This is a genomic window from Piscinibacter sp. (genome assembly GCF_047600445.1).
Taxonomy (GTDB): domain Bacteria; phylum Pseudomonadota; class Gammaproteobacteria; order Burkholderiales; family Burkholderiaceae_C; genus Piscinibacter.
Map to the genome: position 1 here is coordinate 2,520,294 of NZ_JASGKT010000002.1, position 26,539 is coordinate 2,546,832.

27 protein-coding genes and 1 riboswitch are annotated in these 26,539 nt (G+C 72.3%); of the genes, 15 read left to right on the top strand and 12 right to left on the bottom strand.

What is annotated here, in order from left to right; translation table 11 throughout:
* Positions 1–59 precede the first annotated feature (59 nt).
* The 5 genes from QM792_RS16005 to QM792_RS16025 are packed head-to-tail and all read left to right on the top strand — an operon-like array spanning position 60 to position 3,214.
* Positions 60–503 (top strand): Fur family transcriptional regulator, encoded by a 444-nt coding sequence (locus QM792_RS16005; protein ID WP_415151096.1) that lies wholly within the window; start codon positions 60–62, stop codon positions 501–503.
* Positions 500–688: a hypothetical protein gene (locus tag QM792_RS16010; protein ID WP_415151097.1), complete on the top strand. Its 189-nt coding sequence runs from the start codon at positions 500–502 to the stop codon at positions 686–688. Before QM792_RS16005 ends, QM792_RS16010 begins: the two co-directional genes overlap by 4 nt.
* Entirely contained in the window at positions 685–1,428 is a 744-nt protein-coding gene (locus QM792_RS16015; RefSeq protein ID WP_415151098.1) for a metal ABC transporter ATP-binding protein, read from the top strand. Before QM792_RS16010 ends, QM792_RS16015 begins: the two co-directional genes overlap by 4 nt.
* Positions 1,428–2,297: a metal ABC transporter permease gene (locus QM792_RS16020; protein ID WP_415151099.1), complete on the top strand. Its 870-nt coding sequence runs from the start codon at positions 1,428–1,430 to the stop codon at positions 2,295–2,297. Before QM792_RS16015 ends, QM792_RS16020 begins: the two co-directional genes overlap by 1 nt.
* An 8-nt stretch (positions 2,298–2,305) precedes the next feature.
* Positions 2,306–3,214: a metal ABC transporter solute-binding protein, Zn/Mn family gene (locus tag QM792_RS16025; protein WP_415151646.1), complete on the top strand. Its 909-nt coding sequence runs from the start codon at positions 2,306–2,308 to the stop codon at positions 3,212–3,214.
* Here QM792_RS16025 and QM792_RS16030 read toward each other — a convergent pair.
* Positions 3,196–3,972: a sulfite exporter TauE/SafE family protein gene (locus QM792_RS16030; RefSeq protein WP_415151100.1), complete on the bottom strand. Its 777-nt coding sequence runs from the start codon at positions 3,970–3,972 to the stop codon at positions 3,196–3,198. The two genes, QM792_RS16025 and QM792_RS16030, sit on opposite strands and share 19 nt — an antisense overlap.
* 18 nt (positions 3,973–3,990) lie before the next feature.
* Here QM792_RS16030 and QM792_RS16035 point away from each other — a divergent pair, with 18 nt between their 5' ends.
* Entirely contained in the window at positions 3,991–4,422 is a 432-nt protein-coding gene (locus QM792_RS16035) for a DUF1841 family protein (protein WP_415151101.1), read from the top strand.
* Between the two features lie 7 nt (positions 4,423–4,429).
* Here the strand turns inward: QM792_RS16035 and QM792_RS16040 are convergent, their stop codons facing one another.
* The 3 genes from QM792_RS16040 to QM792_RS16050 form a co-directional block, all read right to left on the bottom strand.
* Entirely contained in the window at positions 4,430–6,523 is a 2,094-nt protein-coding gene (locus tag QM792_RS16040; protein ID WP_415151102.1) for a putative bifunctional diguanylate cyclase/phosphodiesterase, read from the bottom strand.
* A 151-nt stretch (positions 6,524–6,674) separates the two neighbouring features.
* Positions 6,675–7,313, bottom strand: coding sequence for a response regulator (locus QM792_RS16045; RefSeq protein ID WP_415151647.1), 639 nt, complete (start codon positions 7,311–7,313; stop codon positions 6,675–6,677).
* Positions 7,310–8,455, bottom strand: a complete 1,146-nt coding sequence (locus tag QM792_RS16050) for a response regulator (RefSeq protein WP_415151103.1) — start codon at positions 8,453–8,455, stop codon at positions 7,310–7,312. The genes QM792_RS16045 and QM792_RS16050 overlap by 4 nt, the downstream gene beginning before the upstream one ends.
* Before the next feature lie 114 nt (positions 8,456–8,569).
* Here QM792_RS16050 and QM792_RS16055 point away from each other — a divergent pair, with 114 nt between their 5' ends.
* From QM792_RS16055 to QM792_RS16080, 6 genes are all read left to right on the top strand, one after another.
* A complete protein-coding gene (locus QM792_RS16055; protein WP_415151104.1) occupies positions 8,570–9,034 on the top strand; it encodes a hypothetical protein in 465 nt (154 codons plus the stop codon).
* Positions 9,035–9,098: 64 nt separating this feature from the next.
* The gene (locus tag QM792_RS16060) at positions 9,099–9,461 is read left to right on the top strand and encodes a response regulator (protein ID WP_415151105.1); all 363 of its coding nucleotides are present in this window, start codon (positions 9,099–9,101) and stop codon (positions 9,459–9,461) included.
* Positions 9,461–11,575, top strand: coding sequence for a chemotaxis protein CheA (locus QM792_RS16065; RefSeq protein WP_415151106.1), 2,115 nt, complete (start codon positions 9,461–9,463; stop codon positions 11,573–11,575). The genes QM792_RS16060 and QM792_RS16065 overlap by 1 nt, the downstream gene beginning before the upstream one ends.
* A 29-nt stretch (positions 11,576–11,604) precedes the next feature.
* Positions 11,605–13,305 carry a methyl-accepting chemotaxis protein gene (locus QM792_RS16070; RefSeq protein WP_415151107.1) on the top strand — a complete coding sequence of 567 codons (1,701 nt, stop codon included), beginning with the start codon at positions 11,605–11,607 and terminating at the stop codon, positions 13,303–13,305.
* Between the two features lie 23 nt (positions 13,306–13,328).
* Positions 13,329–14,585 (top strand): methyl-accepting chemotaxis protein, encoded by a 1,257-nt coding sequence (locus tag QM792_RS16075; RefSeq protein WP_415151108.1) that lies wholly within the window; start codon positions 13,329–13,331, stop codon positions 14,583–14,585.
* A gap of 70 nt (positions 14,586–14,655) precedes the next feature.
* Entirely contained in the window at positions 14,656–15,198 is a 543-nt protein-coding gene (locus tag QM792_RS16080) for a chemotaxis protein CheW (protein ID WP_415151109.1), read from the top strand.
* Positions 15,199–15,219: 21 nt separating this feature from the next.
* Here the strand turns inward: QM792_RS16080 and QM792_RS16085 are convergent, their stop codons facing one another.
* Complete coding sequence (locus QM792_RS16085) at positions 15,220–17,757, bottom strand: ABC transporter permease (RefSeq protein ID WP_415151110.1); 2,538 nt, start codon at positions 17,755–17,757, stop codon at positions 15,220–15,222.
* A 94-nt stretch (positions 17,758–17,851) separates the two neighbouring features.
* On the opposite strand from QM792_RS16085, the gene QM792_RS16090 reads away from it, so the two are divergent.
* Positions 17,852–18,724, top strand: a complete 873-nt coding sequence (locus QM792_RS16090) for a dioxygenase (RefSeq protein WP_415151111.1) — start codon at positions 17,852–17,854, stop codon at positions 18,722–18,724.
* On the opposite strand, the gene QM792_RS16095 is transcribed toward QM792_RS16090, so the two are convergent.
* From QM792_RS16095 to QM792_RS16105, 3 genes are all read right to left on the bottom strand, one after another.
* Positions 18,646–18,996 carry a DUF190 domain-containing protein gene (locus QM792_RS16095; protein ID WP_415151112.1) on the bottom strand — a complete coding sequence of 117 codons (351 nt, stop codon included), beginning with the start codon at positions 18,994–18,996 and terminating at the stop codon, positions 18,646–18,648. The genes QM792_RS16090 and QM792_RS16095 overlap by 79 nt on opposite strands.
* A 2-nt stretch (positions 18,997–18,998) precedes the next feature.
* The gene (crcB, locus tag QM792_RS16100; RefSeq protein WP_415151113.1) at positions 18,999–19,394 is read right to left on the bottom strand and encodes a fluoride efflux transporter CrcB; all 396 of its coding nucleotides are present in this window, start codon (positions 19,392–19,394) and stop codon (positions 18,999–19,001) included.
* A gap of 74 nt (positions 19,395–19,468) precedes the next feature.
* Positions 19,469–19,539, bottom strand: a riboswitch (Fluoride riboswitch).
* A gap of 20 nt (positions 19,540–19,559) precedes the next feature.
* A complete protein-coding gene (locus QM792_RS16105; RefSeq protein ID WP_415151114.1) occupies positions 19,560–20,657 on the bottom strand; it encodes a BMP family ABC transporter substrate-binding protein in 1,098 nt (365 codons plus the stop codon).
* A gap of 154 nt (positions 20,658–20,811) precedes the next feature.
* Here QM792_RS16105 and QM792_RS16110 point away from each other — a divergent pair, with 154 nt between their 5' ends.
* On the top strand, positions 20,812–21,144 hold the full coding sequence (locus QM792_RS16110) for a hypothetical protein (RefSeq protein WP_415151115.1): 333 nt from the start codon (positions 20,812–20,814) through the stop codon (positions 21,142–21,144).
* Here the strand turns inward: QM792_RS16110 and QM792_RS16115 are convergent.
* Both QM792_RS16115 and QM792_RS16120 read right to left on the bottom strand, forming a co-directional pair.
* Complete coding sequence (locus tag QM792_RS16115) at positions 21,138–22,202, bottom strand: adenosine deaminase (protein WP_415151116.1); 1,065 nt, start codon at positions 22,200–22,202, stop codon at positions 21,138–21,140. The genes QM792_RS16110 and QM792_RS16115 overlap by 7 nt on opposite strands.
* On the bottom strand, positions 22,199–23,167 hold the full coding sequence (locus tag QM792_RS16120) for a Rieske 2Fe-2S domain-containing protein (protein ID WP_415151117.1): 969 nt from the start codon (positions 23,165–23,167) through the stop codon (positions 22,199–22,201). The genes QM792_RS16115 and QM792_RS16120 overlap by 4 nt, the downstream gene beginning before the upstream one ends.
* A gap of 123 nt (positions 23,168–23,290) precedes the next feature.
* On the opposite strand from QM792_RS16120, the gene QM792_RS16125 reads away from it, so the two are divergent.
* Positions 23,291–24,340: a GSU2403 family nucleotidyltransferase fold protein gene (locus QM792_RS16125; RefSeq protein ID WP_415151118.1), complete on the top strand. Its 1,050-nt coding sequence runs from the start codon at positions 23,291–23,293 to the stop codon at positions 24,338–24,340.
* Positions 24,341–24,398: 58 nt separating this feature from the next.
* Here the strand turns inward: QM792_RS16125 and QM792_RS16130 are convergent, their stop codons facing one another.
* Positions 24,399–25,562 (bottom strand): BMP family ABC transporter substrate-binding protein, encoded by a 1,164-nt coding sequence (locus QM792_RS16130; RefSeq protein ID WP_415151119.1) that lies wholly within the window; start codon positions 25,560–25,562, stop codon positions 24,399–24,401.
* A gap of 55 nt (positions 25,563–25,617) precedes the next feature.
* Positions 25,618–26,538, bottom strand: coding sequence for an ABC transporter permease (locus tag QM792_RS16135; protein ID WP_415151120.1), 921 nt, complete (start codon positions 26,536–26,538; stop codon positions 25,618–25,620).
* Position 26,539 lies beyond the last annotated feature (1 nt).

Sequence of the window (26,539 nt, forward strand, 5' to 3'; positions counted from 1 at the left end):
CAGGGCATTCGCCCGCGCACGGCAAATGCAATCGCATTTGCAATAAGATGCGGTCCGCGATGGATGCCCACATCGGCCACCCGGCCCGCTCGCCCCGCCCCACCCGACAGACGCGCCAGAAAGACGCCGTGCTGCGCTCGCTGGCGCGCAGCGGCCGCTCGCTCGCGCCGGCGGAGATCCTCGCGCTGGCGCGCGCCGAGGTGCCGACGCTGAACCTGTCCACCGTCTACCGCCAGTTGCGCGCGCTGCACGAGGAGGCGCAGGTGGTCAAGGTCGACCTGCCCGGCCAGCCGGCGCGCTTCGAGGCGCCCTGCGGCCAGGCGCACGCGCGCGGGCGGGCCCACCATCACCACCACTTCCACTGCGTGGCCTGCGACCGCGTCTTCCCGATCCACGCCTGCCCGGGCGGCATCGACAGGCTGGCGCCGGCGGGCTTCCAGGTCGAGCAGCACGAGATCACGCTGCGCGGGCGCTGCGCCGATTGCGCGGGGGCTTCGGCATGAGTCACGTCCACGTCCACATGCACGACCACGAACACGACCACGGCCACGCCGCGCCCGCCCCCGAAGGCCCCAGCGTGCTGATGCGCGGCGCCGCGGCGCGCGTGCTGGCGGCGCTGGGCGCGATCGTGCTGCTGTGGGCCGCGGTGGCCTGGGCGCTGGCCGACCTGTCTTCCCGTTCCTCATGAGCGACTGCGCCGTCCGCATCGCCGACCTGACGGTGACGCACCAGCGCCACCCGGCCGTGCACCACCTGGGCGGCGAGTTCGCCGCCGGTTCGCTGACCGCGGTGATCGGCCCGAACGGCGCCGGCAAGAGCAGCCTGCTCGAAGCGCTGGCTGGCCGGCTGCCGGCCAGCGCCGGGCGCATCGAGATCGCGCCGGAGCTCGCCGGCCGCATCGGCTACCTGCCGCAGCAGTCGCACATCGACCGCGGCTTTCCGATCGGCGTGCTCGACTTCGTCGCGCTCGGCCACTGGCCGCGCCGCGGCGCCTTCGGCGCGCTCGACGCGGCGCTCGTCGAGCGGGCGCGCGAGGCGCTCGCCGCCGTCGGCCTGGCCGGCTTCGAGCGGCGCCGCATCGGCGAGCTGTCGGTGGGCCAGTTCCAGCGCGTGCTGTTCGCGCGGCTGCTGGTGCAGGACGCGCGGCTGATCCTGCTCGACGAGCCCTTCAACGGCATCGACGCGCGCACCTGCGCCGACCTGCTGCGCGTGGTGCACCGCTGGCACGACGAGGGCCGCACCGTGGTCGCGGTGCTGCACGACATGGAGCTGGTGCGCACGCATTTCCCGCAGGCGCTGCTGCTGGCGCGCGAACCGGTCGCCTGGGGACCGACGCCGCAGGTGCTGAGCGCCGCCAACCTGTTCCGCGCGCGCCAGATGGCCGAGCGCTGGGACGAGTCGGCACCCATCTGCGAGCGAGCCGCCTGATGTACGAGCTTCTGGTCCAGCCCTTCGTCGAATTCGGCTTCATGCGCCGCGCGCTGGTGGCCAGCCTGGCGCTGGCGCTGGGCAGCGCGCCGATGGGCACGCTGCTGGTGCTGCGCCGCATGAGCCTGATGGGCGACGCGATGGCGCACGCGGTGCTGCCCGGCGCGGCGATCGGCTTCGCGCTGGCCGGCTTCTCGCTGCCGGCGATGGGCGCCGGCGGCCTGGCCGCGGCGCTGCTGGTGGCGCTGCTGGCCGGCTGGGTGGCGCAGGTGACCACGCAGCGCGAGGACGCCAGCTTCGCCGCCTTCTACCTGATCGCGCTGGCCGCCGGCGTGCTGATCATCTCGACGCACGGCACGCCGGTCGACCTGATGCACGTGCTGTTCGGCAGCATCCTGGCGGTGGACGACACCGCGCTGGTCGGCGTCGCGGCGGTGGCCAGCGTCACGCTGCTGGCCACGGCGGCGCTGTACCGGCCGCTGCTGGTGGCCAGCGTCGACCCCGGCTTCCTGCGCGCGGTGGGCGGCGCCGAGCGCACGCTGCACTTCGTCTTCCTCGGCCTGGTGGTGCTGAACCTCGTCGCCGGCTTCCAGGCGCTGGGCACGCTGATGGCGGTCGGGCTGATGATGCTGCCGGCCACCGCGGCGCGCTTCTGGGCGCGCGAGGTGTGGAGCCTGGCCGCCGTGGCGGCGCTGATCGCGCTGGCCAGCGCCGCCGGCGGGCTGCTGCTGAGCTACCACCTGCAACTGCCCTCGGGGCCGGCGATCGTGCTGCTGGCGGGCCTGGCCTACGTCGTCTCGCTGCTGGCGGGGCGGCACGACAGCCTGCTGGCGCGGCGCCTCGCGCTGCATGCGCACCGGGTGGCCTGATCACGATGATGACGACGATGAAACGCCGCACCGCCCTTGCCACGCTGGCCACGCTGGCCACGCTCGCCACCCACGCGCTGCCGCTGCGCGCGCAGCCCGCGCGCCCGCTGCGGGTGGTGGCCAGCTTCTCGCTGCTGGCCGACATGGCGCGCGAGCTCGCCGGCGACGCGGCGCAGGTGCATTCGCTGGTCGGCGCGAACGCCGACGCGCACGTCTTCGAGCCGACGCCGGCCGACGCGCGCCGGCTCGCGCAGGCCGACCTGGTGATCGTCAACGGCCTGCATTTCGAGGGCTGGATCGACCGCCTCGTCCGCAGCTCCGGCTACCGCGGCCCGGTGGTCGTGGCGACCCGGGGCATCACGCCGCGCCGCATGGGTGTGGGCTTCGACCCGCATGCCTGGCAGAGCCTGGCGCATGCGCAGCGCTACGTCGAGAACATCCGCGCCGCGCTCGCGGCGGCGGCGCCGGCGCAGGCCGCGGCCATCGACGCGCGCGCGCACGCCTATGCCGCGCAGCTCGCCGCGCTCGATGCGCGCGCGCGCGCCGCGTTCGGCGCCATCCCGCGCGAGCGGCGCCGCGTCGTCACCACGCACGACGCCTTCGGCTACCTCGGCGAGGCCTACGGCATCGGCTTCATCGCGCCGCGCCGCTGGAGCACCGCCAGCGAAGCCTCGGCCGCCGACGTCGCCGCGGTGATCCGCGAGCTGCGCCGGCAGCGCGCGCAGGCGCTGTTCGTCGAGAACATCAGCGAGCCGCGCAGCATCGAGCGCATCGCGCAGGAGACCGGCGCGCGCATCGGCGGCACGCTGTACTCCGACGCGCTGGCGCTGCCCGGCCAGGGCCCCGACAGCTACCTGAAGCTGATGGCGCACAACATCGACACGCTGCTCGCCGCGCTTCAGCGCAAGCCGTCGTAGAGCAGCTTGAGGCCGGTCAGCGCCATGCCGGCGTAGGCGAGGCGGTAGAACCAGGAAGGGTCGATGCGCCGCGTGGCGCGGATGCCCAACCACACGCCCACCGGCGCCAGCGGCATCAGCGCCAGCGAGGTCGCCATGTTGCGCAGGTCGATCAGGCCGAGCCAGGCATACGGAATCCACTTCGACAGGTTCACCGCGGCGAAGAACACCGCCGCGGTGGCGGCGTAGCGCACCGGGTTCAGGCGCAGCGGCAGCACGTAGGCGTTGAACGGCGGGCTGCCGGCATGCGCGACGAAGCTGGTGAAGCCCGAGGCGATGCCGAGCACGAAACCCGCCGCGCGCGGCGGCGGCGGCGCGTCGGCGCGCGGCGGGAAGGCCAGGCGCTGGGCCAGGAACAGCAGCGTCAGCGCGCCCACCACGCCCGACACCGTGGCCGTGCTCAGCACGCCGAACAGCAGCGTGCCCACCAGCGTGCCGATCAGCCCGGCCGGCAGCAGCCGGCGCAGCAGGGCGCGGTCGCAATGCCTCCAGAGCTGCTGCAGGCCGGTGGCGTCCATCACCAGCAGCAGCGGCAGCATGATTGCCGCGGCCTGCGGCACCGGCACGGCCAGCGCCATCAGCGGCACCGCCAGCGAGCCGAAACCGCCGAGGAAGCCGCTCTTGCTCAGGCCCATCAGCAGCACCGCCGGCACGGCCACGGCCCAGAAGCCCGCGTCGGTGATCAGCGGCCAGTCGGTCGGCACGTTCCACAGCGTCATAGAGGCGACAATTCTGCGATGTTTGCCCCTTCCCAGAACGACGTGCGGCGCTTCTTCTGCGAGACGCAGCGCAAGCGCCGCGAGGGCGCGCCGCTGACGCCGATGGAGGCGCTGGCCGCCGACTGGATCGCCGAGCACCCGGAATACCACGCCGAGCTGGACGATCTGCCCGCCGCGCTGGCCGCGGTCTACGACGTCGAGAGCGGCCGCACCAACCCCTTCCTGCACCTGTCGATGCACCTGACGATCAGCGAGCAGGTCGCCATCGACCAGCCGCGCGGCATCAAGCAGGCCTTCGCGCTGCTGGCCGCCAAGAGCGGCTCGGCGCACGAGGCGCAGCACGAGGTGATGGAGTGCCTGGGCGAGATGGTGTGGGCCTCGCAGCGCAGCGGGCTGCCGCCGGACGGCGAGCGTTACCTCGACTGCGTGCGGCGGCGCGCGACGCGCTAGCCCCGGCTCAGGCCACCTTGCGTGCCTCGGGTGCCTGGCGCGCCTCGCGCATCTCGCGCGACGCCGGCAGCGGCGTCAGCCGCGAGGCCTGGCGCGTCTCGCCGAACAGCGAGTTGCGGAACGCCGCCGCCTCGCCGCGGTCGCCCAGCGCCCACAGCAGCAGCGCGCGCGCCGTCATCGGGCGGGCGAACAGGTAGCCCTGCAGCTCGTCGCAGCCCATCTCGGCGAGGATGTGGTGCTGGCGCGGGTTCTCCACGCCCTCGGCCACCACCTTCAGGCCCAGCGCGTGGGCCAGCTTGACCACCGCGTCGACCACCGCGCGCGCGTCGGCGCTGTGCTCGAGGTCCTGCACGAACATGCGGTCGATCTTCAGCTCCTCGGCGGGCAGCTTGCGCAGGTAGGCCAGGCTCGAGTGGCCGGTGCCGAAGTCGTCGATCGACAGGTGCACGCCCATCTCGCCGAGGCGGCGGAAGGTCTGCTGCGTCGCGCGCGTGTCCTCCATCGCGGTCGACTCGGTGATCTCGCAGGTCAGCAGCGAGGGGCGGATCTTGTGGCGCTCCAGCGCCTCGGTGATGCGGTCGGCGATGTCGTCCTGGCGCATCTGGTGGGCCGACAGGTTGATCGCCACGCGCATGCGCAGGCCCTTGTCGCGCCAGGCGCGCGCCTGCTTGCAGGCGGCCTCGATCACCCAGTCGCCCATCGCGCCGATCTGGCCGCTGCGCTCGGCCAGCGTGATGAACTCGTCGGGCATCACGACGCCGAGCCGCGGGTGGTTCCAGCGCAGCAGCGCCTCGGCGGCGGTGACCTGCCCGCTGCGCGCATCGACCTTGGGCTGGAAGTACAGCTCCAGCTCGTTGTTGGCCAGCGCGCGGCGCAAGTCGCGCGCCAGCTCGAAGTTCTGCTTCGCGTCGTGGTCCATCTCGGGCAGGAAGAACGCATGGCGCGTGCCGCCGGCGCGCTTGGCGGCGTACATCGCGGCGTCGGCGCGCGGCACCAGCTTGTTCGGCTTGCAGCCGTCGGGGTACAGCGCGACGCCCACCGAGCAGGAGATGTTGACCTCGCGCTCGTCGACCTTGTAGGGCCGGCTGAGCAGTTCGATCAGCGCCTTGGCCACGCGCGCCACCGAATCCTGCGAGCTGACGCCCGGCAGCAGCATCAGGAACTCGTCGCCGCCGACACGCGCCGCCACGTCGGCCGCGCGCGCGATCGAGCGCAGCCGGATGCCGACCTGCTCCAGCACGCGGTCGCCGACGGCGTGGCCGTAGGTGTCGTTGACCGGCTTGAAGCCGTCCAGGTCGATGAACAGCACCGCCATGCGCTGCTTCTTGCTCTCACAGCGCCGCGCCGCCGAGGCGAGGCGCTCCTCGAAGAACTGGCGCATCGGCAGGCCGGTCAGCGCGTCGGTGGTGGGCCCGCCGCGCAGCGCGCGCGGCGCGGCGGACGACACCCGGCCGTCCGACTCCGCGCCCGGGCCGAGCACGGCGCACAGCACACCGGCCAGCGCGCCCAGCACCGCCAGCACGGCGAGCTCGTGCCAGGCCGCTGCCGGCACCGGCTGGTGCAGGGCCGGCAGCAGCGCCAGCACCACCACGCCGGCGGCCGCCAGCGTGCCGCCGGCGCGCAGCGCGGCGCCGAACCCGCTGGCGCGCCGGCTCGGCAGGAACAGCACGACCAGCGCCAGCGCCAGCAGCACCAGCGGCAGGCCCTCGCCGGCCACGCGGCCGAGCGGCGCGACGATGTTGAACAGGCCCGGCAGCATCAGCATCACGAAGGCGTAGCTCAGCACCAGCGTCGCGACGCCGCCGGCCAGCGCGCCGGCGACGGCGCGTGCCGCGGCGGCGCGCGCCGTGGCCAGCGCCAGCAGCGCGAGGCCCAGCACCGGCAGCCAGCCGAGCATGGCGCGCGGCCCGGCGGCGGCGGCCAGCGTGCCCTCGGCCTGCAGCAGGTGCGGCGGCCACCACAGCGCGCAGGCCGCCAGCAGCACGGCGCTGCCGCGCAGCGCCAGCGACAGCAGCCGGCTGCGCGACTCGGCGCGCGCGGCCACGCCGGCGGCCAGCCACAGCAGCGAGGCGGTCACGGCGAAACAGACGGCGAGAAGCATGCGGTCGGGCGGCGGCGGGAAGGCACGGTCGGGCGCTGCCCGCGATCTTCACCGCTTTCGGCGGCGCGGTGGCGGCCCGGGGGCGCGCCAGTCGGCCCGGGCGTGATGGACGCCGCACCCGGCCGCTGCGCCGGCCCGCCGCCGAAGGCCCTCAGGTACCGACCAGCCCGTTGCGGATCGCGTAGACCGTCATCTCCGAATTGTTGGCCAGCGACAGCTTTTCCAGCACGCGGGCGCGGTAGACGCTGACCGTCTTCGGGCTGAGCTTGAGCTCCTCGGCGATGTCGGACAGGCGCTTGCCCGAGGCGATCAGCACCAGCGTCTGCAGCTCGCGGTCGGAGAGCTTGTCGTGCGAGTTCTCGACCACCGGCGCGGTCAGGCTCTCGACCAGCATCTGCGCGATCTCGGGCGTGACGTACTTGCGGCCCTGCGCCACGGTGCGCACCGCGGCCACCAGCAGCGCCGGGTCGCCGCCCTTGTTGACGTAGCCGGAGGCGCCGGCGCGCAGCGCGCGGATCGCGTACTGGTCTTCCGGGTACATCGACACCACCAGCACGCGCATCGGCAGGCCCTCGTCCTTCAGCACGTGCAGCACGTCCAGGCCCGAGCGGCCGCCCGGCAGGTTGATGTCGAGCACCAGCACGTCGCAGCTCGCCTGGCGCAGCAGCGTGCGCAGCTCGCCGTAGTCGCCGGCCTCGCCGACCACCTCGATGTCCGGCGCGTCCGACAGCGTGTCGCGGATGCCGCGCCGGATCAGCGCGTGATCGTCGCAAAGCATGACTTTGATCACAGAGTGCCCCATTGCGAAGGATCGTCCGGCTCGTCGCCGGGCGCGCTCGGCAGCGGCGCCGGCTCGCCCTGCGTGTTCAAGGGGACGGAGAGTATCAGGGTGGTGCCGGCCGGGCCGCTGGACAGGTCGACCCAGCCGCCCACCGTGCCGGCGCGCTCGTGCAGGCCGCGGATGCCGAACGAGCGCGCCTTGGCCAGGTCCTGCTGCGACAGGCCGCGGCCGTTGTCGCTGATCTCCAGCGACATCACGCCGCCGGCCAGCGAGAGGTCGATCTGCACGTGCGTGGCCTGCGCATGCTTGGTGATGTTGGTCAGGGCCTCCTGCGCGGTGCGGTAGGCCACCAACGGCACGCCGGGCGGCCACTCGGGCGCGTGCGATGGGATGCGCACCTCGCAGGTGACGCCGGTGCGCTTCTCGAAGCGCGAGGCGATCCATTGCAGCGCCGCCACCAGCCCCTGCTCGAGGATCGCCGGGCGCAGGTTGTGCATGATGCGCTGGCTCGACTCGATGGCCAGCGTCACCGTCTCCAGCGCCGACTGCGCGCGCCGCCGCACGCCTTCGTCGCCGGTGTGGCGCGCGATCCAGGCGAGGTCGAACTTCAGCGCGGTCAGCGAGCCGCCGACGTCGTCGTGGATCTCGCGCGCGATCGCCGCGCGCTCGTGCTCGATGCTGGTCTGCAGGTGCTGGGCCAGCTCGCGCAGGCGCTGGCGCGACTTGTTCAGCTCGCGGTCGGCGTGCTCGCGCGCGCGGCGCGTCTCGGTGGCCTCCACCGCGTGCAGCACGGCCGGCACCAGCCGCGCCAGGTTGTTCTTCAGCAGGTAGTCGGAGGCGCCGTTGCGCATCGCCTCCACCGCGGTGTCCTCGCCGATCTCGCCGGAGACCAGGATGAAGGGGATGTCGCGGCCGCTGGCGCGCAGCAGGTCGAGCGCCACCAGGCCGGAAAAACCCGGCAGGTTGAAGTCGGACACCACCACGTCCCAGTCCTGCTTCAGCGCGGCCAGGAAGGAAGCCTCGGAATCCACGCGCAGCGAGCGCAGTTCGAGGCCGCCGTGGCGCAGGTACGCCAGCATCAACTCGTGGTCGGGAGCCGAATCCTCCAGGTGCAGGACGCGCAGCGCGTGGGTGAGCGGCGGAATCGGCATGCGTGAAGTATGCCCGCCCCGGCGGGTGCAAGCGGCCCGCGACGGGCGCCGGCATGCCCTCAATGACGGGCGCCCGGCTGCCGAAAAAGGCTGAGCACCTCCCGCGGAGCCACGATGCCAGACCGCCCCGACACCGACCCCGGTGGGCCCACCAGCCCGCTGCCGCTGATGGTCGCGGCCGACCTCCAGGACAACCTGATGACGGCCAGCAACGACCTGGAGCGCCTGCAACGCCTGCTCGGCGATGCCGGCGACGCGCTGCTGGCCCATTTCCACGGCGCCTCGGGGCAGTTGAACCACCTGCTACGCGCGACCGCGCAGCACCCCGACCTCGACGTGCGCCGCCTGCGCGACGCGATGCAGCACATGGCCGGCGCGATCACCGCGATGCAGTTCCAGGACATGGCCTCGCAGCTCATCCATCACACCCACACGCGGCTGCGCAGTTGCGCCGACCGCCTGGCCGCCGAGACCATGGGCGACGACGAGGACGGCGCCGCCGTGGTCGCCTCGGCGCCGCCGCGGCCCAACCCCGTCACGCAGGACGAGATGGACGCCGGCTCCATCGAACTGTTCTGAACCCGGCGGCGCCGCTCAAGAAATCCGCCGCCCGCCCGAAATCCACTCGTTACCGGAGCCCGACATGCATTCAATCCTCGCTGTGGACGACTCGGCCTCGATGCGCCAGATGGTGTCCTTCACGCTCAAGAGCGCCGGCTACCAGGTGGTCGAGGCGGTCGATGGCCAGGACGCCTGGGAGAAGGCCGGCACGCGCGACTTCGACCTGGTGCTGACCGACCAGAACATGCCGCGCCTGGACGGCATCGGGCTGACGAAGAAGCTGCGCGACAACCCGAAGTTCAAGACCACGCCCATCCTGATCCTGACCACCGAGTCGAGCGACCAGATGAAGCAGGCCGGCCGCAGCGCCGGCGCCACCGGCTGGCTGGTCAAGCCCTTCGACCCGAGCAAGCTGATCGAAGTGATCCAGAAGGTGATCCGCTGATGGCCGAGGCGACTTCGGACGGCGCCGGCGCGGGCATCGACCTGAGCCAGTTCTACCAGGTCTTCTTCGAGGAAGCCGGCGAGAACCTGGAGCGCATGGAGCGGCTGCTGCTCGACATCGACATCGAGGCGGCCGACGACGAGGAGCTGAACTCGATCTTCCGCTGCGCGCACTCCGTCAAGGGCGGCGCGGCGACCTTCGGCTTCGGCGACGTGGCCGAGCTGACGCACCAGATGGAGACGCTGCTGGACAAGCTGCGCCGCCACGAACTCGCGCCGACCGCCGCGATGGTCGACGTGCTGCTGGCCTCGGGCGACGCGCTGCGCGCCCAGCTCGCGCGCCACCAGGGCGCCGGCGGCGAGGAGGTCGACACCGCCGCGCTGCTGTGCGACATCCGCGCGCTGGTGGCCGGCCAGGTGTCAGCGCAATCGGCGCAATCGGCGAAATCGGCGTCGCCGGCGCCCGCCGCGCCGGTGGTGCCGGCGGCCCCGGCCGCACCCAGTGCCGCGGACCACGCACGCGCGCTGGAGCTGCGCGTCGGCCCGCTGGCCCAGCCCGCGATGGCCGACAACCTGATCGACCTGTTCAAGGAGATCACCGACCTCGGCACCATCGAGCCGATCGACGGCGGCCAGGCCAGCGACGGCATGCGCCGCTTCAAGGTCGTCACCACCAGCAGCGACGGCGACCTGCTGGACCTGTTCACCTTCCACGTGCCGCGCGAGGCGGTGGCGCTGCTGCCGCTGGGCCCCGGCTACGGCTTCCACGCCGGCAACCCGGGCGCGCCGCCGCAGGACGCGGCGGCCGACCCCGGCTACGGCTTCTTCGACGATGCGCCCGGCACGCCGGCCGGCCACGCTGCCACCCCCGCCGCGTCGGCATCGGCCGCCGCCAAGCCGGCCGCGCGCCCCGCCGCGAAAAGCGAGGCCAAGCCCTCGGCGGCGGCGCTGGAGTCGTCGACGCTGCGCGTCTCGGTGGAGAAGGTCGATCAGTTGATCAACCTGGTCGGCGAACTCGTCATCACGCAGGCCATGCTGGCGCAGACCGGCAAGAGCATCGACACCGCGCTGTACCAGCAGCTCGCCGCCGGCCTGGCCGACCTGGAGCGCAACACGCGCGACCTGCAGGAATCGGTGATGTCGATCCGCATGATTCCGATGTCGGTGGTGTTCAACCGCTTCCCGCGCATGCTGCGCGACCTGGCCGGCAAGCTCGGCAAGAAGGTCGAGTTCGTCACGCACGGCGAGGCCACCGAGCTCGACAAGGGCCTGGTCGAGAAGATCACCGATCCGCTCACCCACCTCGTTCGCAACAGTTGCGACCACGGCATCGAGCCGCCGGCCGAGCGCGTCGCGCGCGGCAAGCCCGAGCACGGCACGATCACGCTGTCGGCCTCGCACCAGGGCGGCTCGATCGTCATCGAGGTGCGCGACGACGGCAAGGGCCTGTCGCGCGACAAGCTGCTGAAGAAGGCGCGCGAGAAGGGCATCGACGCGCCCGACTCGCTGAGCGACGCCGACGTCTGGGCGCTGATCTTCGCGCCCGGCTTCTCCACCGCCGAGGTGGTGACCGACGTGTCCGGCCGCGGCGTCGGCATGGACGTGGTGAAGAAGAACATCGCCGCGCTCGGCGGCACGGTCGAGATCGACTCGGCCGAGGGCTACGGCATGAGCGTCAAGGTGCGCCTGCCGCTGACGCTGGCGATCATGGACGGCATGAGCGTGGGCGTCGGCGACGAGGTCTACATCCTGCCGCTGTCCAGCGTGGTCGAGTCGTTCCAGGTGCGGCCGGGAATGATCCGCACGATCGGCGGCAACGGCCGCATCGTCGAGGTGCGCGACGAGTACATGCCGGTGCTCGACGTCGAGCAGGTGTTCGGCGTGCCGCGCCGCGGCCTCGACAAGGGCAACGAGATCCTCGTCGTCGCCGAGGCCGAGGGCAGCCGCGTCGCGCTGCTCGTCGACGCGCTGCTCGGGCAGCAGCAGGTGGTCGTCAAGAACCTCGAAGCCAACTACCGCCGCGTCGACGACGTCTCGGGCGCCACGATCATGGGCGACGGCCGCGTCGCGCTGATCCTCGACGTGGGCAGCCTCGTGCGCCGCTCGCGCCACTGATTCGCGTTTTCCGTGTTGGAAGCTCCCTCATGAACCTGAACAACCTCAAGATCGGCCGTCGCCTCGCACTCGGCTTCGGCGCCCTGCTCGCGTTGATGGTGGTGATCTCCGCCGTCGCGCTCGCGCACCTGAAGACGTCCCGCGAGGCCGGCGCCTACGCCGTCGAGAGCGGCCGCCGCGCGGTGGTCACCACGCAGTGGACCGAGCTGACCGAGCTGAACATCGCGCGCACGGTGGCGATCGCCAAGGCCACCGGCGTGCCGGCGGTGGCGAACCACTTCGCGCCGCAGATGAAGGAGACCTCGGCGCGCATCTCCGAGCTGCAGAAGGACCTGGAGGCCTCGATCGAGAGCGAGGACGGCAAGCGGCTGCTCGCCGCCGTCGGCGAGCGCCGCAAGGTCTACCTGGAAGCGCGCGCGCAGTTGCAGGATCGGCTCAAGGAGTTCGACCCCGCGGTGGCCGACGAGCTGCTGAAGACCAAGGTGCTGCCCGCCGCGCAGGCCTACCTGGGCGCGATGCGCGAGCTGCAGGCGCTGGAGAGCGGGCTCGCCGCCGAGCGCATGGCGGTGGCCGACGCCGACGGCGCGCGCAGCCAGATCGAACTGGCCGCGCTGCTGGCGGTGGCGCTGCTGATCGGCGTCGGCATGGCCTGGACGCTGACGCGCTCGGTGGTGCAGCCGGTGCGCCAGGCGGTGCACGCCGCCGAGGTGATCGCCTCCGGCGACCTGACCCACAGCCTCGATTCGCGCCGCGGCGACGAACTGGGCGACCTGCTGCGCGCCGTCGGCCGCATGCAGGACTCGCTGCGCACGCTGGTGGGCCAGGTTCGCACCAGCAGCGACAGCATCGGCACGGCCAGCATGGAGATCGCCAGCGGCAACCAGGACCTGTCCTCGCGCACCGAGCAGACCGCCAGCAGCCTGCAGCAGACCGCCTCCTCCATGGAGCAGCTCACCGGCACCGTCAAGCAAAGCGCCGACTCCGCCCGCCAGGCCAACCAGCTCGCCGCCTCCGCCGCCGAGGTCGCCCAGCGCGGCGGCTCCGTGGTCTCCCAGGTCGTGGCCACCATGGACGAGATCAACGCCTCCTCGCGCAAGATCTCCGACATCATCGGCACCATCGACGGCATCGCCTTCCAGACCAACATCCTGGCCCTCAACGCCGCCGTCGAGGCCGCACGCGCCGGCGAGCAGGGCCGCGGCTTCGCGGTCGTCGCCGGCGAGGTCCGCACCCTCGCCCAGCGCTCGGCCGAGGCCGCGCGCGAGATCAAGAGCCTGATCGGCGCCTCGGTCGACAAGGTCGACACCGGCTCCAAGCTGGTGGCCGACGCCGGCGCCACCATGGGCGAGATCGTCGCCTCGGTGCAGCGTGTCACCGACATCATCGGCGAGATCACCGCCGCGGCCGCCGAGCAGTCCGACGGCATCGGCCAGATCAACACCGCCGTCACCCAGCTCGACCAGATGACCCAGCAGAACGCCGCCCTGGTCGAGCAGTCCGCCGCCGCCGCAGAGTCGCTGAAGGATCAGGCGCAGCGGCTGAACCGGGTGGTCGGCGCCTTCCGCGTCACGCAGCAGCCCGCCGCCGCCGCGCCGCTGCCGCCGGCGGCCAGGCCCGCAGCCGCCAAGCCGGTCGCCCCCCGGCCCCTTGCCAGGCCGGCCGCGCCCAAGGCCGCCGAGCCCCGGCCCGCCGCCACGCCGCCGGCCGACGGCGACTGGGAAACCTTCTGACCTTCCACAACGAGTCTCGCACCATGAACGTCCAGGCCCTGCTGCGCAGCTTCACCATCCGCACCCGCATGCTCGGCGCCATCGCGATGGTGCTGGCGCTGCTCGTCGCGATCGGCTCGGCCGGCGTCTTCGGCATGTGGCGATTGCAGCAGTCGCACGAGGCGTTCGCGTCGCGCACCGCCGAGCAGCTCGCCAGGCTCGGCGGCGAGCAGCGCGGCACGATGGCCGACACGCTGGCGGCCGACGCCAGGGCGAGCGCCGCCGAGTCGGCGCGGATCGCCGGCACGACGCAGGCCGCCTTCCTCGCGCTGGTGCTGCTCGGCACCGTGGTGGTGGCGCCGCTGACGCTGCTGAACTCGCGCTCCATCGTGCAGCCGGTCGAGCACGCGCGGCAGATCGCGCAGGCGATCGCCTCGGGCGACCTGACGCGCCCCATCACCGTCGAGGGCCGCGACGAGGCGAGCGAACTGCTCGAGGCGCTGCGCCGCATGCAGGACTCGCTGCGCACGCTGGTGGGCCAGGTTCGCACCAGCAGCGACAGCATCGGCACGGCCAGCATGGAGATCGCCAGCGGCAACCAGGACCTGTCCTCGCGCACCGAGCAGACCGCCAGCAGCCTGCAGCAGACCGCCTCCTCCATGGAGCAGCTCACCGGCACCGTCAAGCAAAGCGCCGACTCCGCCCGCCAGGCCAACCAGCTCGCCGCCTCCGCCGCCGAGGTCGCCCAGCGCGGCGGCTCCGTGGTCTCCCAGGTCGTGGCCACCATGGACGAGATCAACGCCTCCTCGCGCAAGATCTCCGACATCATCGGCACCATCGACGGCATCGCCTTCCAGACCAACATCCTGGCCCTCAACGCCGCCGTCGAGGCCGCACGCGCCGGCGAGCAGGGCCGCGGCTTCGCGGTCGTCGCCGGCGAGGTCCGCACCCTCGCCCAGCGCTCGGCCGAGGCCGCGCGCGAGATCAAGAGCCTGATCGGCGCCTCGGTCGACAAGGTCGACACCGGCTCCAAGCTGGTGGCCGACGCCGGCGCCACCATGGGCGAGATCGTCGCCTCGGTGCAGCGTGTCACCGACATCATCGGCGAGATCACCGCCGCGGCCGCCGAGCAGTCCGACGGCATCGGCCAGATCAACACCGCCGTCACCCAGCTCGACCAGATGACCCAGCAGAACGCCGCCCTGGTCGAGCAGTCCGCCGCCGCCGCAGAGTCGCTGAAGGACCAGGCGCAGCGGCTGAACCGGGTGGTCGGCGCCTTCCGCGTCGCGGCGGCCGGCTGAAGAAGGCTTCAGTTCCGCCGCCCGCTGCCGAAACCACCGCAACCCGCAACCCGCGAGACGACACGACATCATGGACATGATCACCGACGCCCGCCATGTGGCCCGCCACGAGGCCGCGCGCGACGCCGCCAGCGCCGGCGGGGAATTCCTCACCTTCCGCCTCGGCGACGAGGAATACGGCATCGACATCCTGCGCGTGCAGGAGATCCGCTCCTACGAGCAGCCCACCCGCATCGCCAATGCGCCGGCCTTCATCAAGGGCGTGGTCAACCTGCGCGGCGTGATCGTGCCGATCGTCGACCTGCGCATGAAGCTCGGCTGCGCCGGCGCCGGGTACGACGCCTTCACCGTGGTGATCGTGCTCAACGTCAGGGGCCGCGTGGTCGGCGCCGTGGTCGACTCGGTGTCCGACGTGCTGCAGCTCGGAGCGGACGCCATCAAGCCGGCGCCCGAGCTGTCCAGCGCCATCGACGCCGGCTACATCACCGGCATCGGCACCGTGAAGACCGGCAGTGGCGACGAAGCCGCCGAGCGCATGCTGATCCTGATGGACATCGAGTCGCTGATGGCCTCGGCCGACATGGGCCTGGTCGAAAGCGCCGCCGCCGCCTGAAGCCAGGCGGTTTCCCGACGGCTACTCGGCCGCGCGCCGCAGCGTGTCCATCACCGGGCGGCGCAGCACCTCGCGCAGCCCCCACCAGCCCGCCGCCAGCGCCAGCAGCGCGCCGGCCGCGCCGCCGGCCAGCGGCACCGCGGGCGACGGGTTCCAGGTGAACTCGAAGGCGTAGCGCGCCAGCGCCCAGCCCACCGCCACCGCGGCCAGCGACGCCAGCACGCCGGCCAGCGCGCCGACGCCGAGCAGTTCGGCGCGCTGCACCTGCGCCAGCAGCCGCGCGCCGGCGCCCATCGCGCGCATCACCGCGTACTCGCGCGCGCGCGCCTCGCGCGTGGCCGTCACCGCGGCGAACAGCACCACCAGCCCGGCGGCCAGCGTGAAGCCGAACAGGAACTCGACCGCGCGGATCACCTGGTCGAGCACACGCTGCACCTGCCCGATCGACGCGGTCACGTCGACGTTGGTGATGTTCGGGAAGTCGCGGCTGAGCGCGTTGTCGAAGGCCGCGCCGTCCGGCGGCGCGCGGAACGCGGCGATGTAGGTCGCCGGCAGGTCGTCGATGGCCGCGCTGGGGAAGATCACGAAGAAGTTGACCCGCATCGAACCCCAGTCGACCTTGCGCAGGCTGGTGATGCGCCCTTCGGCCGGCATGCCGGCGATGTCGAAGCGCAGCGTGTCGCCAAGCCGCACGCCCAGCGTCTTGGCCAGGCCCTCCTCGATGCTCAGGCCGCCGGCCTCCTCGGCGGTCCAGCGCCCGCCGACCAGTTCGTTGTGCGGCGGCAGCGCGGCGGTGTGGCTGAGGTTGAACTCGCGGTCGACCAGCCGGCGCGCGCGGTCGTCGGCCATGTCCTCGGGGCGCACGCCCTTGCCGTTGATCGCCACCAGCCGGCCGCGGATCATCGGGTACCAGTCGTAGCGCGCCACGCCGGCGCCGGCCAGGCGCTGCCGGAAGGCCTCGCCCTGCTCGGGCTGGATGTTGATGACGAAGCGGTTCGGCGCGTCCGGCGGCGTGGCGCTGCGCCAGCTCGAGATCAGGTCGGTGCGCAGCAGCACCAGCAGCACCAGCGCCAACAGCCCGACCGCGAGCGCCGACACCTGCAGCACCGCGAAGGCCGGGCGCGCGGCGATCTGGCGCGTGGCCAGCACCAGCCAGCGCGGCGCGCTCGACTCCGGCACCGCGCGGCGCAGCGCCGCGACCGCGCCCCACGACAGCAGCGCGAACATCGCCACCGCCGCCGCGAAGCCGCCCACCGCGATCAGGCCGAGCGTGAGGTCGCTGGACACCGCCAGCAGCAGCGCGACGAAGCCGGCCGTGCCGGCCGCCAGCACCGCGATCGACGCCGGCTTCAGCGCGCCCACGTCGCGCCGGATCACGCGCAGCGGCGGCACGCGCGCGAGCTGCAGCACCGGCGGCAGCCCGAAGCCGAGCAGCAGCGTCATGCCCACGCCGAGGCCGAACAGCGCCGGCCAGCCGCCCGGCGCCGGCAGCGCGCCGTCGACCAGCCCGGCCAGCAGCCAGACGAACACATGGTGCACGCCGAAGCCGATCGCCAGCCCGAGCGCGCTGGCGAGCAAACCGACGCCGAGGAACTCCAGCAGGTACAGCGCGGCGATGCGCCGCTGCGGCTGGCCGAGCACGCGCAGCATCGCGCAGTCGTCGAGATGGCGGCCGGCGAAGTCGCGCGCGGCGATGCCCACCGCCACCGCCGCCAGCAGCGCCGCCAGCAGCGCGACGAGGTTGAGGAATTTCTCGGCGCGGTCCAGCGTCTGGCGCATCTCGGGGCGGCCGGTGTCCATCGACTCGATGCGCAGGCCGCGCAGGTCGTTCGCCTTGATCTCGCGTTCGGCCCACTGCACGAAGGCGCGCACCGGCGCGTCGCTGGCGCCCGGCGCCGCCACCGCGAGGCGGTAGGTGACGCGGCTGGCCGGCTGGATCAGCGCGGTGGCGGCGAGATCGTCCTGGTGGAACAGCACGCGCGGCGCGAAGCCCAGGAAGCCGGCGCCGCGGTCGGGTTCGACGACGATGACCTTGGCGATGCGCAGCGCCGCGTCGCCGAGCAGCAGCGTGTCGCCGACCTTGAGGTTCAGCGCGCCGAGCACGGCCGCGTCCACCCACACCGTGCCCGGCTCGGGCGCCGCGGCCAGTTCCCGCTCGGCGCCGCCGGGCGCGTCGGCCAGGCGCAGCGCGCCGCGCAGCGGGTAGCCCGCCGACACCGCCTTGGCGGTGACCAGGCGCGTGGCGCCGCCCTGCTCGTCGCGGGCGCGGCCCATGGTCGGGAAGGTGGCCGACCGCGCGCTCTTCAGGCCCAGCGCCGCCGCCCTGGCGGCGAACCCGGGCGGCGCGGGCTGGTCGCTGGCGACGATGGCATCGCCGCCGAGCAGCTGGCGCGCGTCGCGCGCCAGGCCGGCGTTGATGCGGTCGGCGAAGAAGGCCACGGCGCTGAGCGCCGCCACCGCCAGCATCACCGCGACGATCAGCAGGCGCAGCTCGCCGGCGCGGAAGTCGCGCGCCATCTGGCGCCAGGCCAGCAGCCACAGCGGGGAAGAAGGGTTCATGCCGCCGACTGTGCCATGCCCGGCGCGGCGGCGCTGAACGCTGCGTGCAATCCGCCTGAGCCACGCCGGCATCGCGCGGGGGTCCAATCACGGCATGCACACCCGACTGCCTTCGATCTTCGTCTCGCACGGCTCGCCGATGATGGCGCTGGAGCCGGGCGCCGCCGGGGCCTTCTTGAAGGAACTGGGGCCGCGCATCGCCGCCGCCTTCGGCCGACCCCGCGCGATCCTCGCGGTGTCGGCGCACACCGCGGCGCGTGTGCCGGTGCTGCTGGCCGCGCCGCGCCACGAAGCGGTGTACGACTTCAGCGGTTTCGACCCGCAGCTCTACACGCTGCGCTACGACGCGCCGGGCGCGCCGGCGCTGGCCGCCCGCGTGGCCGGGCTGCTCGGCGACGCCGGCCTGCCGGTGCACGTGAGCCCCACCGGCGGGCTGGACCACGGCCACTGGACGCCGCTGCGCTACATGCTTCCCGAGGCCGACATCCCGGTGCTGCCGCTGGCCTTCGTGCCGACGCAGACACCGGCGCAGCAGTTCGCGCTCGGCCAGGCGCTGGCCGCGCTGGGCGACGAAGGCGTGCTGGTGCTGGCCTCGGGCAGCATCACGCACAACCTGCGCCGCGTGTTCGCGAACGGACAGCGCCGCCCGGTGGATGCACCGGAAGCGCCCGAGAGCCGCGCCTTCCGCGACTGGATCGCCGCGCGCGGCGCGGCGCGCGACTGGGAGGCGCTGTTCGCCTACCGCGAGCGCGCGCCGCACGCCGTGGACATGCACCCCAGCGACGAGCACCTGCTGCCCTGGTACGTGGCGGCCGGCACCGGCGGGCGCGAGGCCGCGCCGCTGCGCCTGCACCAGGGCGTCACCTACGGCTGCCTGGGCATGGACGCCTATGCGTTCGGGCCCGAGGCGGGGCAGCTGCTCGCGGCGGCGCCGGCCACGCCGAACTCGACCGGCGTGCGCACGTAGAACAGGTCGGCCTGCGCGTCGTCGAGCGCGGCGAACAGGCGCTCGCACTGCGCCTCGTCGACCACCATCGTCACCTCGATGGGCTGGTCGACCAGCTCGAAGAAGTGCGCCGAGTGCAGGCGTCCGTTGCGGCCCAGGCCTTCGACGCCGGCCGTCAGCGTGGCGCCGCGGATGCCCAGCGAGCGGGCCGTCTCGATCAGCCAGTGGCCCATCGCCTGCGGGCCGTGGCGCCGGCCCTCGATCGTGAAGAACGTGACTTGATAGCCCTTCATGCTCAGTCTCCCGCGAGCCGCGCGTTGCGGAACAAGGCCACCGTGCCGATGCCCAGCAGCGTCATGCCGACGCTGCCCACCACGTGCACGGCCACCGTGGCGATGGCCCAGCCGGGCTTGCCCTCCATGAGCTGCTGCACCACCTCGGCCGAGAAGGTCGAGAAGGTGGTCAGCCCGCCGAGGAAGCCGGTGACGATGAACAGCCGCCACTCCGAGGGCAGCGCCGGGTGGCTGGCGAAGAACGCCACCGCCACGCCGACGAGGTAGCCGCCGAGCAGGTTGGCGCTGAGCGTGCCCGGCGGCAGCGACGGGAACAGCGCGTTGAGCCGGGTGCCGAGCACCCAGCGCAGCAAGGCGCCGAGCGCGGCGCCGATGCTGATGGCGATGACGGGAAACATGAGCGTCCTTTCTGCGATGACTTCGTGACGACATCGGAAGGACGCGATCGCACCTACGCGCCCCTCCAGCGGGACAGGCCGTAGGCATCATCAGCCGGCGCGGGCGGCCGGCGGTTCGAGGAGGAATGCCATCTCCTGCGCCGACTCTAGCACCACGCGGGCGTGTCAGGGCAGCGTGCCCACCACCCCGGCGGCGAGCCAGTTCATCGCCGCGATGGCGGCGTCGTCCATCGTGCCGCCGGCCTGACGCTCGCGGCCGGCGTTGTCGAGCAGCCGGCCGGAGAAGGGCCGCAGCGTGCCGGCGACGATGGCGCGGCGCCGGGTTTCGAGCTGCGCGCGCAGTTCGTCAGGGATCGAGGCGTCGAGCGCGCTCAACTGCACCAGGCCGTCCTTCAGGCCGCCCCACACCGGCGCGGGCTGCCAGCGGCCGGCGAGCCGCTCGCGCGCCACCTGCGTGTAGTAGCCGCCCCAGTGGTGCGTCACCGCGGCGAGCTGCGCCTCGGGCGCGTAGGCGCGCATGTCGCTCTGGTAGGAGATCACGCGCACGCCCTTGTCCTTGAAGGCCGCCTGCGCGGCCTGCGCCACGGCCGGCGAGCCGCTGTGGTTGGTCAGCACGTCGGCGCCGCGGTCGATCAGCGCCTGCGCCGCCTCGCGCTCGCGCGCCGGGTCGAACCAGGTGTTCAGCCACTGCACGCGCAGTTGCGCCCGCGGGTTCGCTTCGCGCAGGCCGATCGCGAAGGCGTTGATGCCCTGCACCACCTCGGGCACCGGGAAGCCGGCCACGTAGCCGGCGATGCCGCTGCGGCTGGTCTTGCCGGCCAGCCAGCCGGCCAGGTAGCGCGCCTCGTAGTAGCGCGCGTTGTAGGTGTTCAGGTTGGGCGCGGTCTTGTAGCCGCCGGCATGCTCGAAGGCCACCTGCGGGAACTCGGCCGCCACGCGCAGCGCCGGCTCCAGGTAGCCGAAGCTGGTGGCGAAGATCAGTTGGTGCCCCTGGCGCGCGAGGTCGCGCATCACGCGCTCGGAGTCGGCGCCTTCGGCGACCGCCTCGACCACCGTGGTGCGCACTCGCGCGCCCAGGGCGCGCTCCATCTCGCGCCGCCCCAGGTCGTGCTGGTAGCTCCAGCCGGCCTCGCCGACCGGGCTGACGTAGACGAAGCCGATCTTCAGCGGCTCGGGCGGCGCCGCGAGCGCCTGGGCGGGGGTGTGCGGGGGACTCAGCAACGCGGCGGCGAGCGCGGCCGCGCGGGCGAGGTTTTTGTACATGGTGTTCCTCTACATGGCTCCGGGGTGAAAAGCGCGAAGCGGCAGGGAGCACTGCCGCTTCGTGGGCGCGATTGTCGGCGCAAACTTGCCTTGGATCAGTTGCGAACGATTCTCATTTCATACAGAATGGATCGACCCCGACCCGGAGCCGCCGATGAACACGCCGCATGCGACACCCCTGTGCCCTCTCGACGAGGAGCACGAACTGCCGACGCTGGAGGCGGTGCTGGCCGGCACGCTGGCGCTGATGACCGGGTACGCGCAGGCCCTGCAGGCCGACCTGCACCCCGAGCAGCGCCTGGCGATGGGCGCCAAGATCGGCCGCAACCTCGAACTGCTGGCCGCGCACGTGACGGTGAGCGAACCCTTCCGGCACATCGCGCTGGGCCTGCAGGCGCGCTGGCAATCGATGAGCCGCTGCACCGCGCAGTCGGCGCCGTGCGGCGCGGCGCACGGCGCCGCCGCCGCGCCGCCGACGCTTCACTGAGCCGCGGCGGCGGCCTGCTCGAAGGCCAGGTCGAGCTGCGCGATCCAGCGCGCCTTGGCGCCGGCATCGGCGAAGCTGGCCTCGAAGCTGTTGCGCGCCAGCGTGTAGGCCTCGCGCGCGCCGAGCTGCGGCAGCGCGGCGAAGGTCTCGACGAAGTTCTGGTTGACGTAGCCGCCGAAGTAGGCCGGGTCGTCGGAGTTGATCGTCGCCTTCAGCCCGGCGGCCAGCAGCGCCGGCAGGTTGTGCTGCGCCATCGTCTCGAACACGCACAGCTTGACGTTGGACAGCGGGCACACCGTCAGCGCCATGCCCCGAGCGGCGAGACGCCGCACCAGCGCCGGGTCTTCCAGGCTGCGCACGCCGTGGTCGATGCGCTCGACCTTCAGCACGTCGAGCGCGCCGGCCACGTAGGCGGGCGGCCCTTCCTCGCCCGCGTGCGCGACGAGGTGCAGCCCGGCCTCGCGCGCCTTGGCGAACACGCGAGCGAACTTCTCCGGCGGGTGGCCGCGCTCGCTGCTGTCCAGCCCGACGCCGATGAAGTGGTGCTTGTGCGGCAGCGCCTCGTCGAGCGTGGCCATGGCCTCCTCTTCGCTCAGGTGGCGCAGGAAGCACAGGATCAGCCTGGCGCTGACGCCCAGTTCCTGGTGCGCGCGCCGGCAGGCGTGCTCCAGGCCCTGGATCACGGTGAGCAGCGGCACGCCGCGCTCGGTGTGGGTCTGCGGGTCGAAGAAGATCTCGGCGTGCAGCACCTTGTCGGCCGCGGCGCGCTGCAGGTAGGCCCAGGCCATGTCGAAGAAGTCCTGCTCCTTCAGCAGCACGCTGGCGCCGGCGTAGTAGATGTCGAGGAAGCTCTGCAGGTCGGTGAAGGCGTAGGCCGCGCGCAGCGCCTCCACGCTGGCGTAGGGCAGCGCCACGCCGTTGCGCTGCGCCAGCGCGAAGATCAGCTCGGGCTCGAGCGAGCCCTCGATGTGCAGGTGCAGCTCGGCCTTGGGCATGCTGCGCAGCAGGGCCGGCAGCCGCTCGCGCGGGATCTTGTCGAAGGCGGTGAACGAACTCATGGCAGGACTCCGAAGCTGATGTCGCGCTCGCGCAGGAAGCGCCGGTACGCCGCCGAGCTGCGGTCGGCGGCGCAGTGCACCTCGCCGCCGGCCAGCGGCAGGCGCTTGGGCCGCTGCGATTCGAGCACCGGCTGGTCCTGCGTGAAGATGGTGTGCTGGAAGGCGCGGATCTGCTCGTCGCTCGAATCGAAGTCGGTCAGCGCCATGCGGAACCAGACGCGGCTGGCTTCTTCATCGACCGGGCAGACGAACAGCGCGATCTCGTCGCGGTAGCCGCCCTGCTGCTCGGGCAGCTTGGTCAGCACGGCGGTGTAGGGCGAGGTGAGTTCGTAGCGGTAGTCGACCCAGCTCCCCTCGCTGGACAGGCGGTTGCTCTGCGGCTGCCAGGCGCGGCAGCCGCTGGCGACGAAGCCGGTGGGCGTGGGCTCGACGCGGTAGTCGGCCAGCTCGACGTGCGCGCGGTCGCCCAGCCAGCCCTCGTGCACGAAGCCGAAGTGCGCCAGGTCGAGGAAGTTCTCGACGACGCGCGGCGCGCTCGCCGCCACGTCGTAGGGGCCGACGTTGAGCTTGCGCAGCCTGGCGTCGTGCTCGGCCTCGAAAGCCGGCAGGCACGGCGGCGCGCCGTCGGGCTGCAGCCACAGCAGGCCGTGCGCCTCCACGAGTGCCACGCGATGCAGCCCGTGCGAGGCCGGCGGCGTGAAGCCGGGCAACGCCGGGATCCGCGTACAGCGGCCCTCGCCGTCGAAGCGCCAGCCGTGGTAGGCGCACTCCAGCATGCCGTCGCAGACGCGCCCCAGCGACAGCCGCGCGCCGCGATGCGGGCAGCGATCCGGCGCGGCGCGCGGCGCGCCCGCTTCGTCGCGCCACAGCACCCAGTCTTCGCCGAGCAGGCGCACGGCCAGCGGCGCGCCGGCCAGCGCATCGGCATCGGCCACCGGGTGGGCGCATCCACGTTCGCAGTTCATGCCGCGAGACTAGCAAATCCCTCGCCGGGGTCGGCGCCCACGAGGTGTGCACGGGACACGTTTTCCACCATTTGCGCGCCGATTTGCGCGTGACTGGTGGAAATCTTTTAAACTCAAATACTTATGTCGTACAAGCGTAGCGACTTCGTGCCGTTCTCGGCCGACTCCGGGCGTGTGGGAGCCAATCTGGAGGCGGCCTACGAGCAATGGCTGGACGCACAGCAGCAGCTCGCCACGCTGCCGGTTTCGATGTACTGGCAACGCAAGGCCAGCGGCGACTACCTCGCCGTCAAGCAGCGCTCGTCGGACCCGGGCACCACGCTGGGCCCGCGTTCCGACGCCACCGAAGCCCGCTTCGCCGAATTCACGCAGCGCAAGGCCGAACTCAAGCAGCGCATCGCCGACGCCGACGCCCTCATCGGCGACCGCGCGGCCCAGTACCGGGCGCTGCGGCTGCCGCCCATCCCCGACCGGCAGGCCGAGATCCTGCGCGCCCTCGATGTCGCCGAGTTGCTGCGCAACGACCTGCTGGTGGTCGGCACCAATGCCTTCATCGCCTACTCGCTGCTGTGCAATGCGCGCTTCCCGGCCGGTGTGGAGGAGACCGAAGACTTCGACCTCGCCTGGTGCCGCGGCTCCGCGGTGTCGCTGGCGCGCACGAACGCGGGCGCGCCGCAACGCAGCTCGCTGATGTCCGTGCTGCAAGGGGTGGACCCGACGTTCCGGCTGAACCGGAAGAAGCCCTACCAGGCCGTCAACGCGAACCACTACGAAGTCGAGCTGCTGATGGCGCCCAGCCTCGCGCCGCTGCCCAAAGGCGAGGCGTTCGAGCCGATGGTGTCTCTGACCGAGCAGGAATGGCTGCTCGAGGGGCGCCCGCTATCCGTCGTCGTCGCGACGCTGCGCCAGCGCGCCTGCCCGCTGTACGTGCCCGACCCGCGCTGGATGGCGCTGCACAAGCTCTGGCTGGCCGGCAAGCCCGAGCGCAACGCGCTGAAGAAGCCCAAGGACCGGCGCCAGGGCGAGGTGCTGCTGAGCGCATGCCGCTACTTCCTGGCCGACACCTATCCGCTGGACATCGACTTCGTGCTCGAACTGCCGGCCGAGCTGCGCGACCTGTTCGACGCCTGGGCGCGGGCCGGCGGATTCGATCCCACCCGCCCGACGGCCTGAAACGAAAAAGGCCGCCCGCAGGCGGCCTTCTCGCGTTCGGCGTCAGGCGCCGTTCACGTCACTTGTCTCCCGGCACCTTGCCTTCCACGCCCTTGACGTAGAACTTGATGCCGCCGAGCCACTTGTCGTCGGCGACCTCGTCGGCCTTCAGCAATTCCTTGCCGTCGGAGCCGACGATCGGTCCCTTCCAGATCACATAGCTGCCGTCCTTCAGGCCGGCCTTGACCTTCTCGACCTTCTCCTTCAGCTCGGCGGGCACCTTGTCGGAGATCGACACGAGGTCGATCGTGCCTTCCTTGACGCCCCACCACGAGCCTTCGTTGCCCTTCCAGGTGCCTTCCAGCGCCTCGCGCGTGGACTTGATGTAGTACGGGGCCCAGTTGATGATCGACGAGGCCAGGTGCGCCTCGGGCGAGTAGGCGCTCATGTCGCTGTCCCAGCCGAAGGCGTACTTCTTCGCCTTGCCGGCGGCCTGCAGCACGGCCGACGAGTCGGTGTTCTGGAACAGCACGTCGGCGCCGCCGTTGATCAGCGACTGCGCGGCCTCGGTTTCCTTGGGCGGGTTGAACCAGTCGTTGACCCACACCACCTTGGTCTTGATCTTCGGGTTCACGCTCTGCGCGCCGAGCGTGAAGCTGTTGATGTTGCGGATCACCTCGGGAATGGGGATCGAGCCGACCACGCCGAGCGTGTTGCTCTTGGTCATGCCGCCGGCGATCACGCCGGCCATGTACGCGCCCTCGTAGGTGCGGCTGTCGTAGGTGCGCATGTTGTCGGCCTGCTTGTAGCCGGTGGCGTGCTCGAAGCGCACGTCCTTCGCGTCGGCCGCGACCTTCAGCATCGGCTCCATGTAGCCGAAGGTGGTGCCGAAGATCAGCTTGTTGCCCTGGCCGACCATGTCGCGGAACACGCGCTCGGCGTCGGCCGCCTCGGGCACCTTCTCGACGAAGCTGGTCACGATCTTGTCGCCGAACTCCTTCTCCAGCGCCTTGCGGGCGTTGTCGTGCGCGAAGGTCCAGCCGCCGTCGCCCACCGGGCCGACGTAGGCGAAAGCGACCTTCAGCGGCTCGGCCTTGGCCGGCTCGGCCGGGGCGGCGGCGGGCGCGGCGGCCGGCGGCGCGGGCGGCTCTTCCTTCTTGCCGCAGCCGGCGAGCGCGGCCAGCGCGGCCACCGAACTCCAGCCGGCGAGCTTGATCAGGGAACGCTTGGTGTGGAACGTCATGTCGTCTCCAGGTTGAGAGATGCGAGGGAGCTTGAAGCGGGGCATTATGCGTTCGTCACGAACCGGGGAAGAACGGCTTGCCGATCGACGCCGGCATGTTCACCTTGATGAAGTTCGCGTTGCGCGAGATCAGCACCAGCACCACGATGGTGGCCACGTAGGGCAGCATGGTGAGGAACTGGCTCGAGATCTGCACGCCTTCTCCTTGCAGGTGGAACTGCAGCATCGTGACGCCGCCGAACAGGTAGGCACCGAGCAAGACACGTGCCGGTCGCCAGGTGGCGAAGGTGGTGAGCGCCAGCGCGATCCAGCCCTTGCCGGCGACCATGCCTTCCACCCACAGCGGCGTGTAGACCACCGACAGGTAGGCGCCCGCGACGCCGCACAGCGCGCCGCCGGTCATCACCGCCGCGAGCCGGATGCGCCGCACGGGGTAGCCGAGCGCGTGCGCCGACTCGGGCGACTCGCCCACCGCGCGCAGCACCAGCCCGGCGCGCGAGCGGTACAGGAACCAGGCGATGGCGATGGTCAGCAGCACCACGAGGTAGACCATCGGGTGCTGCCTGAACATCGCCGGCCCGAGGAAGGGGATGTCGGCCAGGCCGGGGATCTCGAAGTGCGCGCGCTCGGAGAGCTTTTCCTGCGTGTAGGTGATGCCGGCGAAGGCCGAGAAGCCGGCGCCGAACAGGCTCAGCGCGAGCCCGGTGGCGTACTGGTTGGTGTTGAGCCAGATCACCAGCACGCCGAAGGCCGCGGCGAGCAGCGCGCCGGCGGCCGCGCCGGCGCCGAAGGCCAGCCAGTCGTTGCCGGTGTGCACCGCGGTGGCGAAGCCGGCGATGGCCGCCACCAGCATCATGCCCTCGGCGCCGAGGTTGACGATGCCGGCGCGCTCGTTGATCAGCAGGCCGAGCGCCGCGATGGCCAGCACGGTGCCGGCGTTGAAGGTGGCGGCGAGCAGGAGGGCGAACGCTTCCATC